At 75.2% G+C, this 16,111-nt stretch carries 14 protein-coding genes; 5 read left to right on the top strand and 9 right to left on the bottom strand.

The genetic code is table 11. The features are described 5' to 3' along the window. Positions 1 to 274 precede the first annotated feature (274 nt). A complete protein-coding gene (locus CMN_RS03765) occupies positions 275 to 2,902 on the bottom strand; it encodes a right-handed parallel beta-helix repeat-containing protein (protein ID WP_015489525.1) in 2,628 nt (875 codons plus the stop codon). Between the two features lie 376 nt (positions 2,903 to 3,278). Here CMN_RS03765 and CMN_RS03760 point away from each other — a divergent pair, with 376 nt between their 5' ends. Further along, entirely contained in the window at positions 3,279 to 3,776 is a 498-nt protein-coding gene (locus tag CMN_RS03760; protein ID WP_015489524.1) for an FAD synthase family protein, read from the top strand. 23 nt (positions 3,777 to 3,799) lie between these two features. On the opposite strand, the gene pip is transcribed toward CMN_RS03760, so the two are convergent. Continuing rightward, positions 3,800 to 4,768: a prolyl aminopeptidase gene (gene pip / locus CMN_RS03755; RefSeq protein WP_015489523.1), complete on the bottom strand. Its 969-nt coding sequence runs from the start codon at positions 4,766 to 4,768 to the stop codon at positions 3,800 to 3,802. Positions 4,769 to 4,951: 183 nt separating this feature from the next. On the opposite strand from pip, the gene CMN_RS03750 reads away from it, so the two are divergent. The 4 genes from CMN_RS03750 to CMN_RS03735 all read left to right on the top strand — a co-directional run bounded on the left by CMN_RS03750 (position 4,952) and on the right by CMN_RS03735 (position 6,985). After that, positions 4,952 to 5,677, top strand: a complete 726-nt coding sequence (locus tag CMN_RS03750; RefSeq protein WP_227077736.1) for a GDSL-type esterase/lipase family protein — start codon at positions 4,952 to 4,954, stop codon at positions 5,675 to 5,677. A 74-nt stretch (positions 5,678 to 5,751) separates the two neighbouring features. Continuing rightward, entirely contained in the window at positions 5,752 to 6,003 is a 252-nt protein-coding gene (locus CMN_RS03745) for a CopG family transcriptional regulator (RefSeq protein WP_015489521.1), read from the top strand. Next, entirely contained in the window at positions 6,000 to 6,344 is a 345-nt protein-coding gene (locus tag CMN_RS03740; RefSeq protein ID WP_015489520.1) for a type II toxin-antitoxin system PemK/MazF family toxin, read from the top strand. The genes CMN_RS03745 and CMN_RS03740 overlap by 4 nt, the downstream gene beginning before the upstream one ends. Positions 6,345 to 6,373: 29 nt before the next feature. Next, entirely contained in the window at positions 6,374 to 6,985 is a 612-nt protein-coding gene (locus CMN_RS03735) for a DUF1349 domain-containing protein (protein WP_015489519.1), read from the top strand. A 12-nt stretch (positions 6,986 to 6,997) separates the two neighbouring features. Here CMN_RS03735 and CMN_RS03730 read toward each other — a convergent pair whose 3' ends face one another. The 7 genes from CMN_RS03730 to CMN_RS03700 all read right to left on the bottom strand — a co-directional run bounded on the left by CMN_RS03730 (position 6,998) and on the right by CMN_RS03700 (position 16,070). After that, positions 6,998 to 9,229, bottom strand: a complete 2,232-nt coding sequence (locus CMN_RS03730; protein WP_015489518.1) for an acyl-CoA dehydrogenase family protein — start codon at positions 9,227 to 9,229, stop codon at positions 6,998 to 7,000. Positions 9,230 to 9,422: 193 nt separating this feature from the next. Then, the gene (locus CMN_RS03725) at positions 9,423 to 10,934 is read right to left on the bottom strand and encodes an aldehyde dehydrogenase (NADP(+)) (protein WP_015489517.1); all 1,512 of its coding nucleotides are present in this window, start codon (positions 10,932 to 10,934) and stop codon (positions 9,423 to 9,425) included. Between the two features lie 26 nt (positions 10,935 to 10,960). Continuing rightward, positions 10,961 to 11,962 carry a proline racemase family protein gene (locus CMN_RS03720; RefSeq protein ID WP_015489516.1) on the bottom strand — a complete coding sequence of 334 codons (1,002 nt, stop codon included), beginning with the start codon at positions 11,960 to 11,962 and terminating at the stop codon, positions 10,961 to 10,963. A gap of 7 nt (positions 11,963 to 11,969) precedes the next feature. Next, positions 11,970 to 12,887, bottom strand: coding sequence for a dihydrodipicolinate synthase family protein (locus tag CMN_RS03715; RefSeq protein ID WP_015489515.1), 918 nt, complete (start codon positions 12,885 to 12,887; stop codon positions 11,970 to 11,972). Then, entirely contained in the window at positions 12,884 to 14,518 is a 1,635-nt protein-coding gene (locus CMN_RS03710) for an NAD(P)/FAD-dependent oxidoreductase (protein ID WP_015489514.1), read from the bottom strand. Before CMN_RS03710 ends, CMN_RS03715 begins: the two co-directional genes overlap by 4 nt. Continuing rightward, positions 14,515 to 14,874, bottom strand: coding sequence for a (2Fe-2S)-binding protein (locus CMN_RS03705; protein ID WP_015489513.1), 360 nt, complete (start codon positions 14,872 to 14,874; stop codon positions 14,515 to 14,517). Before CMN_RS03705 ends, CMN_RS03710 begins: the two co-directional genes overlap by 4 nt. Beyond that, positions 14,871 to 16,070, bottom strand: coding sequence for an NAD(P)/FAD-dependent oxidoreductase (locus CMN_RS03700; protein WP_015489512.1), 1,200 nt, complete (start codon positions 16,068 to 16,070; stop codon positions 14,871 to 14,873). The genes CMN_RS03705 and CMN_RS03700 overlap by 4 nt, the downstream gene beginning before the upstream one ends. Positions 16,071 to 16,111: the final 41 nt, after the last annotated feature.

Below are 16,111 nucleotides of genomic sequence, written 5' to 3'. Positions count from 1 at the left end.
CGAGACGGCGGATGGGGGGGGTGGATCGCCCGTCCGGGGACGGGCTCATGGGTGCTCGTCCCAGGTTCCGTCGCGGCCGCCCGCCGGTCGCGGCGCAGGGGCCAGTAGTCGTACTCATCCCGCCGGATCCCGCACTGGTCCCCGCACTGACGCCGCCCGCCGGCCTACCGGCGCCCCTGCCGGCGGCGCTGCGGCGAGCGCCCGCCGACGCCCGGGGACGACAGGACGGGCCGACCCCCGAAGGGATCGGCCCGTCCTGTCGTGCTCCCGGGGATCAGCCCACGTCGGCCCCGAGCTCGCGCGCGCCGGTCGGCCAGCCGAGCAGGCCCGCCACCGCTTCGATGAGCGGCACGGCCACCTGCGTCTCGACGCGGCGCACCTCGTCGGTGAGCCGGAAGCCGGATCCCACGACCGGGCGCCCGTCGATCGCGAGCGACGTGCGGTCGTTCCCGGTCGCGGCGCTGAACGCCTGCACGGATCCGTAGACCGCCGGATCGCCGGCGCCGCGGGACCAGATCACGGCCCAGCCGGGGCGGTTCGCGGCGTCGCGCTGGTACACGTTGCCGGAGGTCGTGATGCCCATCTGGCCGGCGGAGCGCTGGTGCGAGTGGTCCTCGACGGCCAGCAGGGCGTTGCCGGTGGAGCCCTGCATCACGTTGTTCGCGATGTCGATGTCGGTCACCACCCACGTCACGGTGGGGTCCGGCAGCTTCTGTCGGGGGTCGTGGCCGGGCGTCGCGAGGTTCGACGCGCGGCGCGTGCCCTGCGAGATGTCGATGTTGCGGTCGTTGGCCACGAAGGTGTTGTTCCAGATGTCGACGTGGCCGGTGTCGTCGATCCAGACGCCCTCCTCGCCGTTGCGGGCCACCACGTTGTCCACGATCGCAATCTGGGCCGACAGCTCGAAGGCGACGCCTGATCCCGAGTTGTCCATCACGTCGGTGCCCGAGACGTTCGCGTCGTAGACCGACTCGTCGAACCACAGGCCGTTGCCGGCGTTGCGGAGGATCGCGCTGTCCTTCACGTCCACGTCGCGGCTGCGGGTGATCTTGAACCCGCCGGACACGGGCGCCCGGTTGAAGCGCTCGGTGTTGTTGTCGGCCACCAGGAGGCGCGAGGCGCGCAGGCCGTCGGCGTAGTTCGCGTGCATCCCGAGCATGCCGTTGCGGGCCACGGTGAGCGCGGTCGCCTTCGCGCCCGTCGCCGTGATCGAGATGCCCGTGGTCGCGTTGTCGGTGATCACGAGGTTCTCGACCGTGACGTTCCGGGCCTGCACGACGACGGCGCCGAGGTCCGGCACCGAGGGCGCGTACCGGCGGATGCCGATGCCGCGCACCGTGCTGCCGTCGCCGCGGACGCTGAGCGCCTGCACGAGGTCGCTCGAGCGCACGGTCTGGCTGCCCGGGTCGGATCCGAGGTAGAGGCGGTCGGCCGCGGTGTCGACGAAGAACGTGCCGGCGACGAGCTTGTCGCGCGACGCCACCTGCTTCTGCGCCTGCTGCCCGATCCACACCTGGTCGGGGTGCGCGGCCATCGGGTACGCGGGGTTGACGAACTGCCAGCCGGTCGCGGTGCCGTCGGGCTTGCCGCGCGTGTAGGTCGGGCTCGCGTCGAGCGTGACGGTCCAGCCGCTCGCGTAGCGGGTGGATCCGGAGGCCGTCCAGGAGGAGACCTGGCGGCTGCCGTCGAGCCACACCTTCTCGCCCGGGTACGACTGCAGCGTGAGGGCCTTGCCCTGCGGCATCACCACCGACTCGTGGTACGTGCCGGCGCGGACGACGACCGTGCGCCCGGCGGGGGCGGCGTCGACGGCCTTCTGGATGGTGGCGTACGGCGACGACTTCGAGCCGGACCCGCCGTTCGAGCCGGTCGGCGCGACGAAGACCGCGTCGGAGGGCACGCCGTAGGAGGTGGATCCGACGGGCGCGGAGCCGGAGCCTGTGCGCGCATCGCCGAGGGAGACGCCCTGCTCGGCGTCGGAGGAGCCGGTGCCCGAGCCGGATCCGGTCCCGGGCGCCGGGGCGGGCGTCGTCGGAGCGGGCGTCGGGGTCGGCGCGGGCGCCGCGGCCGGCGCCGTCAGCGGCCGCACCGCCACGTCGTCGAACGCGATCGGCTGCGGCGCGGACGACTTCGAGAGGTACGACCACAGGCGCGTGCCCGTGCCCGAGGCGAGGCGGGACGCGCTCGCGTCGACGGCGGCGGCCTGCCAACCGGGGACGGCCTGGCCGTCCATCCACGCGCGGGCGTCGATCGCGACCGCGGTGGAGCCCGAGACGCGCGACTGGATGGTCACCACGCGGCCGGGCGTGACGCCCCGGGCCACGACGGTGTCGCCGACCACGGTGGCCTGCGCCGCGGTGGATCCGTTCACGCGCACGACCGACAGCCGCGCGTCGCCCGCGCTGTCCACCCGCACGCTCGACTGGTAGTAGGAGGAGCCCGCCACGCGCTGCTGGACTCCCGCGTAGACGCCGTTGCCCTGCGCGGGGACGCGGGGGATCAGCACGCGCACGGTGGTCTCGCTGTCGACGGGGGCCGCCACGGGCACGGCGGCGGACGCGGCGGTGCCCGCCCGGGTGAGGTCGATGACGCCCTGCGCGCCGTTGGCGCGGAACGCCGAGACGCCGTCGTAGGAGTAGGCCGCGGTGCCGGCGGTGCCCCATCCCCCGGTCGCGCTGCGGGTGAAGGAGTCGGAGAAGACGGGGGTGCCCGCGGTGAGGTCCTGCCCCGTCGCCGCCTGCGCGGACTCGGGGACGACCAGCACGGCCGGGACGGCGAGGCCGACGACGACCGCGAGGGCGACCAGGTGGCGGGCGGGGCGCGGGCGGGATGCGGATGCGGGTGCGGCGTGCTCCGCGGTTCGGGTGGGGATGGATCGGGTGGGTGGGGTGCGGTGGCGCATGCGGGCGGGTCCTCGCTCGGATCGGTCCGTCAGACGGGCTGATGAACACCCACCAGACAGGTGGGGTTCGTTGACCGTAACCCAGCAACAGCCTGTTGTGTCCCCCGAAAGGAGGTCATGGCCCCCGGGGCGGTCGTGCGCCCCCGTATCCAGCGGGATGCCCCCCGTTCGGGTATCCCGCTTCCGCGGTGAGCCGGGTCGCCCGTAAGATCGCGGCAGGTCCACCGCTCCCCCGTCGCCCCCACCCCGGGCGGCCGACGTACCCGCGTCGCCGGAGCAGCAGGCCCCCGCCCGGCGTACCCGCACCGGGCTGCACCCGATCCCGCATCCGCGCGTCCCCGCGCCCGGAACGCGGACGACCCGAGACACGTGTGCCATGACCCGAATCGGCTACGCCGCCGGTGCCTTCGACCTCTTCCACGTCGGACACCTCAACATCCTCAAGCACGCCAAGAGCCGGTGCGACTTCCTCATCGCGGGCGTCGTCTCCGACGAGATGCTCGAGCGCAACAAGGGCATCACGCCCGTGGTGCCGCTCGCCGAGCGCCTCGAGATCGTGAGCCACATCAGCTACGTCGACCAGGCCCGCGCGGAGACGCTGCCCGACAAGCTCGACACCTGGCGCGACGTCGGCTTCGACGTCTTCTTCAAGGGCGACGACTGGCGCGGCACCCCGAAGGGCGAGCGTCTGGAGGCCGAGTTCGCGGCCGTCGGCGTGGAGGTCGTGTACTTCCCGTACACGATGCACACCTCCAGCACGCGGCTGCGGCGCGCGCTCGACATCCTGAGCGGCGTCGGCGCGCCCGCCGCGGCCCCCGCGGCGACGCTCGCGCAGCCGGCCGTCCACGGATCCCCCGCGCTGGTCGGCCGCTAGACCGCCGGTCGACCGCTGGGCCGCTACGCCGTCAGCCGGTCCGCCGCGCGCTCGGTCGCCTGGATCAGCGCGTCGAGGATCCCCGGCTCGTCGAACGCGTGCCCGGCGTCCGGCACCATCGTGAAGCGCGCCTCGGGCAGCGCCCGGTGCAGGTCCCACGCGGTGACGGCCGGCGTGCACATGTCGTAGCGGCCCTGCACGATCTCGGTGGGGATGCCGCGCAGCAGGTGCGCGTCGCGGATCAGCTGGCCGTCCTCCATCCACCCGCCGTGCATGAAGTAGTGGTTCTCGATGCGGGCGAACGCGAGCGCGTAGGTCGGCTCCGCGAACCGGGCGACCACCTCGGGCTTCGGGAGCAGCGTGATGCCCGAGGCCTCCCACGTGCTCCACGCGACCGCGGCCGGCCCGTGCACCGCGGGGTCGGGATCCGCGAGGAGCCGCGCGTACGCCGCGATGATGCCGCCGCGCTCCACCCCGGGGACGGGGGCCGTGAACGCCTCCCAGCCGTCCGGGTAGACCATGCCGGCGGGCCCCTCGTAGAACCAGTCGAGCTCGGTCGCGCGCAGGGTGAAGATGCCGCGGAGGATGAGGCCCGTGACGCGGCTCGGGTGCGTCTCCGCGTAGGCGAGCGCGAGGGTCGAGCCCCAGGATCCGCCGAACACCAGCCAGCGCTCGACGCGCAGGTGCTCGCGCAGCCGCTCGAGGTCGGCCACGAGGTGCCAGGTCGTGTTGACGGACAGATCCGCCGCGGGGTCGGAGACGTGCGGCGTGCTCCGGCCGCAGCCGCGCTGGTCGACGAGCACGATGCGGTAGCGGGCCGGGTCGAACAGGCGCCGGTGGGTCGGGCTCGTGCCGCCGCCGGGCCCGCCGTGCAGGAAGACGACGGGGATCCCAACGGGGTTCCCCGAGACCTCCCAGTAGAGGAGCTGGCCGTCCCCCACGTCGAGCATGCCGGTGTCGTGCGGGTCGATCTCGGGGAAGAGGCTCTGCATGCGACGAGCCTACGGGCGCCTGGATGGCGTCCACCCCCGGACGGGGGTCGGCGCACCGGCCGCCGCCGCGTAGCCTTCCAGGGAGCCGACCGCATCCCACCCGGAGACGAGGACCCATTGCCCTCCCTGCCCCTGAGGCGACCGTCGCCGGGGACCGTCCCCCGCGCGGTCCTGCGGCCGCTGGTGCCCCTGGCCCAGGGCGCCGTGGCCGCCGTGGCGCGGCCCACGCTGCGCCTGCACCTCCACCTCTACATGCGCGAGATGGAGACGGGGATCTTCCCGCAGCACGACGACGCCTCGGCCGTCCCAGGCCCGGATCCCGAGCGCGTCCTGTTCGTCGGCGACATCGGCGTGGCCGGGTACGGCGTGCTCCTCGCCGGGATGGCGATGCCCGCGCAGGTCGCCGCCCGGCGCACGGCGGCGACGGGCCGCGGCATGGAGTGGGAGAGGATCGCGGCGTACGACATGACGGCGCGCAAGGCCGTGGCCGCCATCGCCGAGCGCACGCCGAAGCCCCTCGACCTCGCGGTGGTCGCGCTCGGCATCCCCGACGTGCTCGTCGCGACGTCGGTCGAGGAGTGGACCGAGCGCCTGACCGGCATCGTCGCCGCCCTCCGCGCGCAGGCGGGCGACGCGTGCCGCATCGTCGTCACCGGCATCCCGCCGATGGACCGGTTCCAGCCGATCCCGATGGTCGCCCGCAAGCTGCTGCAGGCCCAGGTCTCCCGGCTGAACCGGGCGACGACCCTGCTCGACGACCCGGAGCACGGCGTGATCCACGCGCCCTACCCCGACATCTCCGGCACGCGCCTGCACGTCCGCGACCGCTTCTCCTACCGCGTGATGCACGCGCACTGGGCGGAGGCGATCATGCCGTTCCTGGGCGACCCGCAGCCCGTCGCGGACTGACGGGGAGGGGCGCGGGCTGGGCATGTCCGGCGGAGAACCGGGTGACGCCAGTATGACCGGTTATACTCGCGTCCATGAAGACCGCCATCTCCGTCCCCGACACCGACTTCGAGAGATTCGATCGCGTGGCGAAGCGCTTCGGGATGACGCGCTCCGAGTTCTACCGCGTCGCAGGGCAGAAGCTCGCCGACGAGCTGGAGGGAGCCGGCAAGGCGGAGCTGACGCGCCTCGCGGACGCCGCCATCGCCGAGGTCGGACAGCCCACCGCGGGCGAGGACTTCCTGCGCGAGTCGGAGCGCATCGCGCGGACCGGATCGGAGTGGTGATCTCCCGAGGGGACGTCGTCTGGGTCGACGTCGGAGCCCCCCGAGGGTCGGAGCCGGCAAAGATCCGGCCGGCCCTCGTCATCCAGGACGACTGGATCAACGAGAGCGGCGTCGCCACGATCGTGATCATCCCGTTCACCTCGCAGGTGCGCCTCCAGGTCTTCCCGGGGAACGTGTTCATCCCGGCAGCGGCGTCGGGGCTCGGCAAGGACTCCGTGGCGGTGGTGCCTCAGATCGGGCCCGTCAGTCGTGAGTTCATCGAGCCCTACCCCGTGGGTCACCTCCCGGGCTACCTCATGGCAGAGGTGTCGGCCGCGGTGCGGCTCCTCCTGGCGGTGTGACGACCCGGACGCCCCCGTAGCCTCGTCGGATGACCTCCTCCGCCGCATCTCCCGCCGACCTCGCCGACGTCCCCTGGGCCGACGGCACCTGGACCACCGCGCCTGCGGCCGTGCGGATCCACGACGACGGCATGGACGTGACCGCCCGCGAGGGCAGCGACGCCTGGCGGACCACCTCCTACGGCTTCGTGCACGACACGGAGCACGCCCTGGTCGCGCCGCTGCCGCAGGGGTCGGCCGTGGAGGTGGCGTTCACGCTCGACCTCCGCGAGCAGTTCGACCAGGCCGGCGTCTTCGTGCGGGTCGACGCGGAGACGTGGATCAAGGCGGGCGTGGAGCGCAGCGACGGCGAGGACGGCCTCGGCGCGGTCGTCACGCGCGGCGTCTCCGACTGGTCGCTCGCGCCGGTGCCGGGTTGGTCGGGCCGCCTCGTCACGATCCGCGCGAGCCGCTCCGGCGACGCCCTCACGGTGCGGGCCCGGGTCGACGACGAGCCGTGGCGGCTCGTGCGGGTCGCCCCGCTGGATCCCGACGCCGCCGTCGCCGCCGGCCCCTTCTGCTGCGCGCCCACCCGCGCGGGCTTCACGGCCCGCTTCGCGTCGTGGCGCACGGGGCCTGCGGATCAGGCGCTGCACGGCTAGGTGCGCCGCGCGCTACCCCTTCTTCTTCTCGCTCTTCTCCATGCGCGGCGCCGTGCCGTCGGCGATCCGGGCGTCGCGGTACGCGCGCGCCTCATCCTGGCGGTCGCGCTCCTCGCCGGAGGCGACGGGCGCGCGGACGTGCGCCGCCGTGTAGCCGAACGCGTCCACGAGGTCCTGCGCGTGCGGGCGCAGGCGCGCGACGAGCCGGTCGATGTAGGCCGTCACGGCGCGGGCGCGCGGCGCGCTGAGGCGGCCGTGGATCAGGAACCAGGCCAGGTCCTCCTCGATGAGGCGGAGGCCGAACAGGTCGCGGGTCCAGGTGAGGATGCGGCGCGTGCCGTCGTCCATCGCCCGGCCCGTCTCCGACGCGGGATCGAGCGCCTCGGTGAACGCCTCCCACTGCAGCAGCTGCGCGTGCGCGCGGGCCGCCTCGATGAGCGCGTGCTGGTGTCGGTTGAAGAGCGCGGCGGCCTCGGCCGGCGGCATCTTCCGGGTGGCGCGGAGCGCGGTCGCGATCTGCCCGACCATCGTCTCGACGCGGCCCGTCAGCAGCGCGCGCTGGGTGTCCGGCTCGCGGAGCTGGCCGACGGAGCGGGCGGTGGATCCGCGGTCCGCCAGCGCCTGCCCGAGCGTCCGCAGGCCGGTCGAGCGCAGCGTCCGATCCGCGGCCTGCTCCACGGCGTAGCGCGCGAGCACCCCGAAGTCGGCCTTCGCGAAGCGCTTGTTCACGTCGGTGAGCAGGCGCTTGGCGACGAGCTGGAGGAGGACGGTGTTGTCGCCCTCGAAGGTCGCGTAGACGTCGAGGTCGGCGCGGAGCCCGACGAGGCGGTTCTCGGCGAGGAAGCCCTGGCCGCCGCACGCCTCGCGCGCCTCCTGGATGGTGTCGAGCGCGTGCCACGTGCTGAGCGGCTTGAACGCGGCCGCCAGCGTCTCGAGGTCCTGCCGGTCGGCATCGGTGTCCGACGCCCCGGAGAACACGGCGTCGAACTGGCCGAGCAGCTTCTCGTGCGCGAAGGACGCGGCGTAGGTGGTGGCGATGCGCGGGATCAGCCGGCGCTGGTGCCGCTGGTAGTCGAGCAGCACCTCCTCGTCGGTGCCGCCCGCGACGAACTGGCGGCGCTGGTTGCCGTAGGTGATCGCGATCTGCAGCGCGATCTTGGCGGCGCTCGTGGCGGCGCCGTCGAGCGAGACGCGGCCCTGCACGAGCGTGCCGAGCATGGTGAAGAAGCGGCGGCCGGGGCTCGCGATCTCCGACGTGTACGTGCCGTCCTCGGCCACGTCGCCGTAGCGGTTGAGGAGGTTCGCGCGGGGCACGCGCACGTGGTCGAAGTGGAGGCGGCCGTTGTCGATCCCGTTGAGGCCGCCCTTGAGGCCGTCGTCCTCGCCGCCGACGCCGGGCAGGAACGCGCCGGTCTCGTCGCGGAGCGGCACGAAGAAGCAGTGCACGCCGTGGTTGACGCCCTGGGTCACGAGCTGCGCGAACACCGTGGCCGCACGGCCGTCGACCGCCGCGTTGCCGAGGTAGTCCTTCCACGCCGCGCGGAACGGGGTGTGCAGGTCGAAATCGCCCGTCTCGGGGTCGTAGGTCGCGGTCGTGCCGATGCTCGCGACGTCGGAACCGTGGCCGGTCTCGGTCATCGCGAACGCGCCGGGCGTCTCGAGCGTCATGATGCCCGGCAGCAGCTCGCGGTGGTGGCGCTCGGTGCCGAGGTGCATCACCGCGGAGCCGAACAGGCCCCACTGCACGCCGGCCTTGATCTGGAGCGACGGATCCGCGGCCACGAGCTCCTCGAAGCCCGCGATGTTGCCGCCGTGGTCCTCGAGCCCGCCGACGATCCGCGGGAACGCGCGGTGCACGCCGCCGTGCTCGACGAGGATCTCCAGCTGCTCGCGCACGCGCGCCCGGTGCTGGTGCATGTCGAGCCCCTCGACGCGGTGCAGCTCCGGGCGGCTCGTCAGCGCGCGCGACGAGCGGCGGACGTCGGCCCAGCGTCCGAGGAGGAGGCTCCCGAGCGCCTCCACGTCGACCCGCGGACCGGCCCCCGTGTCCGCCGTGCCGTCGGTGCGACCGAGGTCGCGCGCGACCTCGGCGTCGACATCCCCCGCGACCGGGACGCCCGCCTCGCGGAGCGCGCCCTCGGGGACGGAGCCCTCGGCGGTCGCGCCTCCGCTCTGCGCACCCGCGGCGGGGCCTCGTCCCCTCGTGCCGCGGGTGGTGCGTCCTCGTGCCGCCGTGTCGACCATGGATCCTCCGTGCCGTCGCCTGCACCGGCGTCCCTGCCGGCATCGGCCACGCTATTCACGGAACCTCCATCTGCCGAAAATCACGTCGCGGGCCTCCAACGTGCTCCCGCGGTGAGCCGCCGCGGGTTGTGGGAACCCTCAGCGGCGGGGCCGGCGGCGTGCCGCCCGGGCGACCCGCCAGCGGGGCCGCGCGTCAGGCGCGGGCGCCGCGCGCGCTCACCCGCTGCGGCACGCCCCACGGGTTCGCGGTGCGCAGCGGCTCGGGAAGCAGCGCGTCGGGCACGCCCTGGAACGCGACGCCGCGGAGCAGCCGGTCGAGCGACGCGGTGCCGACGCTCGTGCCGCGGTCGAGCGTGGTGGCGGGCCAGGGGCCGCCGTGCTGCTGCGCGTCGGTGACGGAGACGCCCGTGGGCCAGGCGTCGACGAGCACGCGACCGGCGCGGGCGGCGAGCACGCGGATCAGCTCGGCCGCGGCCCCGTCGACCTCGTCGGTGCCGAGGTGGACGCTCGCGGTCAGCTCGCCCGTGAAGGTGCGCGCCGCGAGGGCCGCGAGATCGGTGCCCGCGGGGTACTCGACGAGGAGCGCGAACGGGCCGAACACCTCGTGACGCAGCACGTCCTCCGCGGCCTCGAAGTCGGCGAGCGCGACGGCCGCGATGGTGGGGGTCACGGATCCGTCGTCGCCCGCGGGCGCGCGGCCCTCCGCGACGAGCCGGACGCCGTCGACCGCGATGGCCGCGGCACGGCCGCCCGCGTAGCCCTCTGCGATGCGCGCGTTGAGCATGCCGTGCGGCGCGACGGCTCCGGCCTCCTCCGCGAGGACGGCGTCGAGGCCGTGGCCCGCGGGGATGAGCACGATGCCGGGCGCGGTGCAGAGCTGCCCGGCGGATCCGGCGGCGCTCGCCACGAGGGCCGACGCGATGTCCTCCCCGCGCTCGGCGGCGGCGCGTTCGGTGATGACGACGGGATTGACGCTGCCGAGCTCGCCGAAGAACGGGATCGGGTCGGGGCGGGCGGCGGCGACGTCGGCGAGGAAGCGGCCGGCGCGGAGCGACCCCGTGAAGGTGGCGGCGCGGATCCGCGGGTCGCGCAGCATGGCGAGCCCCGCCTCCTCGCCCTCGATCAGCTGGAGCGTGCCCTCGGGCAGGCCCGCGTCGACGAGCGCGGCGGACGCGGCCGCGGCGACGAGGCGCGACAGCTCGGGGTGCCCCGGGTGCGCCTTCACGACCACCGGGCAGCCGACCGCGAGCGCCGACGCGGTGTCGCCGCCCGCGACCGAGAACGCGAACGGGAAGTTCGACGCCGCGAAGTTGAGGACCGGGCCGACGGGCACGAGGTACCGGCGGATGTCGGGGCGCGGGGCGGGCGCCGCGTCGGGGTCCGCGTGGTCGATGCGGGCGTCGAGGTAGCGGCCGTCGCGGGTGGCTGCCGCGAGGATCCGCAGCTGCGCGGTCGTGCGCGTCAGCTCGCCGGCGAGGCGGCCGGGCGCGAGCGCGGTCTCCCGCTCGGCGACGGGCAACAGCTCGGGGCGGATCGCCTCGAGCGCGTCGGCGACGGCGTCGAGCGCGCGGGCGCGGCCCGCCGGGGCGAGGGCCGCGAGGGGTGCGGCGGCATCGGCGGCGCGCGCCGCGACCGCGTCGACGGTCCGGGCGACGGCGGGGTCCACGGCCTGGTCGGGGGTCGGGTCGGTCTCGTGCGGGGTCATGTCTCTCCTCGGTGGGGGCTCACGGTTCAGAACCGGAAGCCGCTCGGGAACGGGTCGGTGGGATCCAGCAGGTACTGCCCCATCCCGGTGATCCACGCGCGCCCGGTGATGGCGGGGACGATGGCGGGCCGGCCGGCGACGGTCGTCTCCCGCAGGATCCGGCCGGTGAAGCGGCTGCCGATGAACGACTCGTTGACGAACTCGTCGCCCACCGCCAGCTCGCCGCGCGCCCACAGCTCGGCCATGCGCGCGGACGTGCCGGTACCGCACGGCGAGCGGTCGAACCAGCCGGGGTGGATCGCCATGGCGTGCCGCGAGAGCCGCGCGTCAGATCCGGGCGCGAGGAACTCCACGTGGTGGCAGTGGTCGACCCCGGAGATCTCCGGGTGCGACGGCGCGTCCTGCTCGTTGATCGCGCCCATGATCGCGAGCCCGGCCTGGAGGATCTCCTGCTGCCGCTCCCGGTCGAACGGCAGCCCCAGCGCGTCGAGCTCGACGACCGCGTAGAAGTTGCCGCCGAACGCGAGGCTGTACGGGACGGTGCCGTGGCCCGGCACGTCGACGACCGCGTCGAGCCGCTCCACGTAGGACGGCACGTTCTCGATCGTGACCGAGGCGGCCCGGCCGTCCGCCACGTCGACCCGCGCGATCACGAGCCCGGCCGGGGTGTCGAGCCGGATCGTGGTGACCGGCTCCTGCACCTCGACGAGCCCGGTCTCCACCAGCACGGTCGCGACGCCGATGGTGCCGTGCCCGCACATGGGCAGGCAGCCGGAGACCTCGATGTAGAGGACGCCCCAGTCGCAGTCGTCGCGCGTGGGCGGCTGCAGGATCGCGCCGCTCATCGCCGCGTGCCCCCGCGGCTCGGTCATGAGGAGGAGCCGCAGGTGATCCAGGTTCTCGATGAGGTGCAGGCGGCGCTCGTTCATGGTCGCGCCGGGGATCACGCCGAAGCCGCTCGTGACGACGCGGGTCGGCATGCCCTCGGTGTGCGAGTCGACGGCGTGGAAGACGCGGGAGGACCTCATCCGTCGATCATCGCCCGGCGAGGTGGTCGAGCGCGCGGCGCGTGTCGCGCGTGACCTGCTCGGCGACGGCGGCGGGCAGCGGCGCGCGCGGCGGGCGCGTGGGGCCGCCCGTGCTCTCGCCGGCCACGTCGATCGACAGCTTGATGGCCTGCACGAACTCGGTGCGCGAGTCCCAGCGGAACACGGGCACGAGGTGCTGGTACAGCTCCTTCGCCTCGTCGATGCGGCCGGCCGTCGCGAGCCCGTACAGCTCGACGGCCTCGCGCGGGAACGCGTTCGGGTAGCCCGCGAACCAGCCGACGGCGCCCATGATGAGCGACTCGAGCAGCAGGTCGTCGGCGCCCGCGATGACGTCGAGGCCCGTGAGGTCCTGGATCTCCGTCACGCGTCGGATGTCGCCCGAGAACTCCTTGATCGCCACGACGTTCTCGAGCGCGTCGAGGCGCTGGAGGAGCTGGGGCGTCAGGTCGACCTTGGTGTCGAACGGGTTGTTGTAGGCCATGATCGGCAGGCCCACCTCGTCGACGCGCGCGTAGTGCTCGACGACCTCGTCGTCGCTCGCCCGGTAGAGGGTGGGCGGCAGGAGGAGCACGCCGTCGGCGCCGTCCTCGGCCGCGATCTCGGCCCACTTCCTCGCCTGGTGCCAGCCGACGCCGTGCACGCCGGCCACGACGATCCCGCGGTCGCCCACGGTCTCGACCGCGACCTGCACGACCTTCCGCCGCTCCTCGTCGGTGAGCGACGAGTACTCGCCGAGGGATCCGTTCGGGCCCACGCCGCGGCAGCCGTTCGCCATGAGCCAGTCGCAGTGCGCGGCGTACGCGTCGTAGTCGACGGCGAGGCCGGCGGGCGCGGACGCGTCCTCGCGGAACGGCAGCGTGGTGGCGACGACGACGCCTCCGAGGTCCAGGGCGGGTGCGGTCATGGCGTGTCCTTCCGGTCGGTGGTGCTGGGGGGTGCGGGGGTGGTCGGGGAGGCGGCGGTGCCGGCGGGCGAGGGGTCGTCGACGCCGGGCGCGGCCGCGGCGAGGGACGGGGGTCCGGCGTCGCGGCGGTCGTAGGCGGCGAGCTCGCCGAGGCGCACGGGCGAGGCGATGGGGCGGCGGTCGGATCCGGGGCCGGGCGCGGCGCGCGCGGCGGGCGCGTCCGCTGATCCCCCGCACGCCGGCGCCTCCGCCGCGAGCAGCTGCTCGATGGTGCGCCCGCAGACGCGGCCCTGGCAGATGCCGAGGCCGGCGCGCGTCGCGAGCTTCATGGAGCGGAGGTCGGTGGAGGAGGCCGCGCGCGCGGTGGCGCGCAGCCGGCCGACGGGCACCTCCTCGCAGCGGCAGGCGAGCGTGTCGTCGCGGAGCCAGCCGGTCCAGCCGCGGCGGATCCCGTGCGCGGCCTCGATCCGCCCGGCCACGTCGTGCGCGACGGCCCTGCGGCGGACGGCGGGGGCGACGGCGGCGTCGGTCGGGGATCCGCCCGCGGCGCAGTGCCCGGCCACCTCGCCCTCCGCGAGCGCCTGGTCCACTCCCCCGATGCCCGTGATCTCGCCCGCCGCGTAGACCCCGGCGGGCCCGGCGCCCTGCGACGCGTCGACCTCGACGAACCGGTCGGACCCGATGCGGCAGCCCGCCGCGATCGGCAGCTCGAGCCGCGGCGTGAACCCGTGGCCGACGCACACGGCGTCCACCGCGATCCGCCGCTCGGTGCCCGGGATGGGCGCCCACGACGCGTCGAGGCGCTGCACGGTCACGGCCTCGACGCGGTCGGTCCCGTGCGCGGCGACGACCGCGCTGCCGGTGGCGTACCCGATCCGCTCGCGCGCCAGCACGGACACGTAGCCCGCGAGCTCGGCGGCCTTGTGCGGCACGCGGGCGAGGCCCGCCGGACGCCGCAGCCAGCCGCGGGCGAGCCCTGGCACTCGCGCGGCCTCGTGGATCCCGACCACGCGCGCGCCCGCCTGAACGAGCGACACGGCGACGGGCAGGAGGAACGGGCCGGCGCCCGCGACGACCACGCGGTCGCCGATCGCCACGCGCTCGCCCTTCGCGAGGGCCTGCGCGGCGCCCGCGGTGAAGACGCCCGGCAGGTCCCAGCCGGGGAAGGGCAGCGTGCGGTCGTGCGCGCCGGTCGCGAGCACGAGCGCGTCGGGGCGGAGGGTCAGCGGCTCGCGGCGGGATCCGTCGACCTGGCCGACGAGGACGTGGACGACCGCCGCGGGCTGCCCGGGCGCGGGCGCGTCCGCCGCATCGGGCGCGTCGACCGCGTCGGCGTCCGGCGTCGGCCGCTCGATGGCCCACACCTGCGCGCCCGTCACGATCGCGCAGCCGTCGTCGGCGACCAGCCGCTCGCGGAGCGCGGTGAACGCGTCCCAGCCGTGGTGCAGGATCCGCTCGCGCGCCGCCGGCCGCGACCCCGGCAGGTGCCGCCAGTACTGGCCTCCCAGCTCGTCGGAGGCGTCGAGCAGCGTGACCCGGGCCCCGCGACCGCGCGCGGCCGCCGCGGCGGCGAGCCCGGCCGGGCCCGCGCCGATGACGACCACGTGCCGCCGGTCGCCCGCGGCGCTCACGAGGCCTCCCCCGCGCGCTCGTCGGATCCCGCGGATCCGCCGTCGGGCACGGTCGCACCCGGCCCGGTCTCGACCACGTCGCCCTCCACCGCGCGGCGCTGGCAGGCGCGCACGTCCGGCAGCCCGTTCACCGTGACGGTGCAGTCGAAGCACACGCCGATCCCGCAGAAGACGCCGCGCGGCCGTCCCGCGCTCGCGGTCGTGCGCCAGGCGAGCGTGCCGGAGGCGAGCAGCGCGCCCGCGATGGTCTGGCCGCGGACGCCCTCGACGGGATCCCCGTCCACGGTGAAGCGCACGGCCGCGGCCGGCTCCGGGCGGATGGGGTCGCGCGCCGGATCCACGCGCCGCGGCGTCACGCGCGCACCCCGGCGGCGTCGGTCGGCATCGCGAGCCCGAGCGACGCGCGCGCGACGGAGAAGGGCCGCACGTCGAGCGGGGTCGCCTCGCCCGTCATCTGCGCGACGATCAGGTCGGCCGTCGCGATCGACAGCCCGATCCCGGCGCCCTCGTGCCCGCTCGCGTGCCAGAGGCGGGGCAGCCGCGGATCCGGCCCGACGACGGGCAGGTGGTCGGGCAGGTACGGCCGGAAGCCGCCGTAGGAGCGCATCGCGTTCGCCTCCACGAGGAAGGGGAAGAGCCGCACGGCCTTCGCGGCGAGCTCCTCGAGCACGGCCACGCGCAGCGACGCGTCGAATCCCACGCGCTCGCGGCTGGATCCGATGAGCACGGTCCCCGACGGCGTCGACTCCACGACGCCCGAGGTCTGCAGGGCGCCGTCGCCGGATCCGACCGCGCCCACGTAGTCGCCGTCGTAGACCTTGTGCCGGATGCGGTGCGGCATGCGCGTGGTCACGAGCACGACCCCGCGCCGCGGCAGCACGGGCAGCTCGACGCCGAGGGCGCGCGCCACCTCGCCCGACCAGGGGCCGGCCGCGACGAGCACGTCGTCGGCGGCGATGTCGCCCGCGCTCGTCCGCACGCCGCGGAGGGCGCCGTCCGCGTCGAGCAACGGGCCGGTCACCTCGACGCCCGTGCGCACGACCGCGCCCGCGCGCCGGGCCGACGCGGCGAGCGCCTCGGTCGCGATGGCGGGCTGCACCTGCGCGTCCTCGGGGTAGTGCACGGCCGCGGTGATCGCCGGGTTCAGCCACGGCTCGAGCTCGAGCGCGCCGCGCCGGTCGACCGGGATCGCGGCGACGCCCGCGGAGCGCTGGGTGGCGGCGAAGGCGAGGAGCGGATCCGCACCCTCGTCGGTGGTCGTGACGACGAGCCCGCCCTTGGGCTCGTACTCGATGGAGGGGAGCGCGTCGCCCAGCTCGTCCGCGAGCTCGGCGGCCACCTCGGGCCAGCGGCGGGCGGCCAGCTGCGCGAGCTCGAGCTCGGCGCCCGGCCCCTTGTCGGAGACGAGGATGTTGCCCTCGCCCTGCGCGCTCGTGCCGGACGCGACGGCGGCGCGCTCGACGACCGTGACGCGGATCCCGGCCCGGGCGAGCGAGCGGGCGCACGCCGCGCCGACGATGCCCCCGCCGACGACGACCACGTGACGCGTCATGGTGTCCCTGCTCTCACGGGTGGATGCGCCTCGGGGAGGCG

The organism is Clavibacter nebraskensis NCPPB 2581 (assembly GCF_000355695.1).
GTDB classification, from domain to species: Bacteria; Actinomycetota; Actinomycetes; order Actinomycetales; family Microbacteriaceae; genus Clavibacter; species Clavibacter nebraskensis.
Note: the sequence above shows the minus strand (reverse complement) of the source record. Positions and strands in the feature narration are given on the sequence as shown.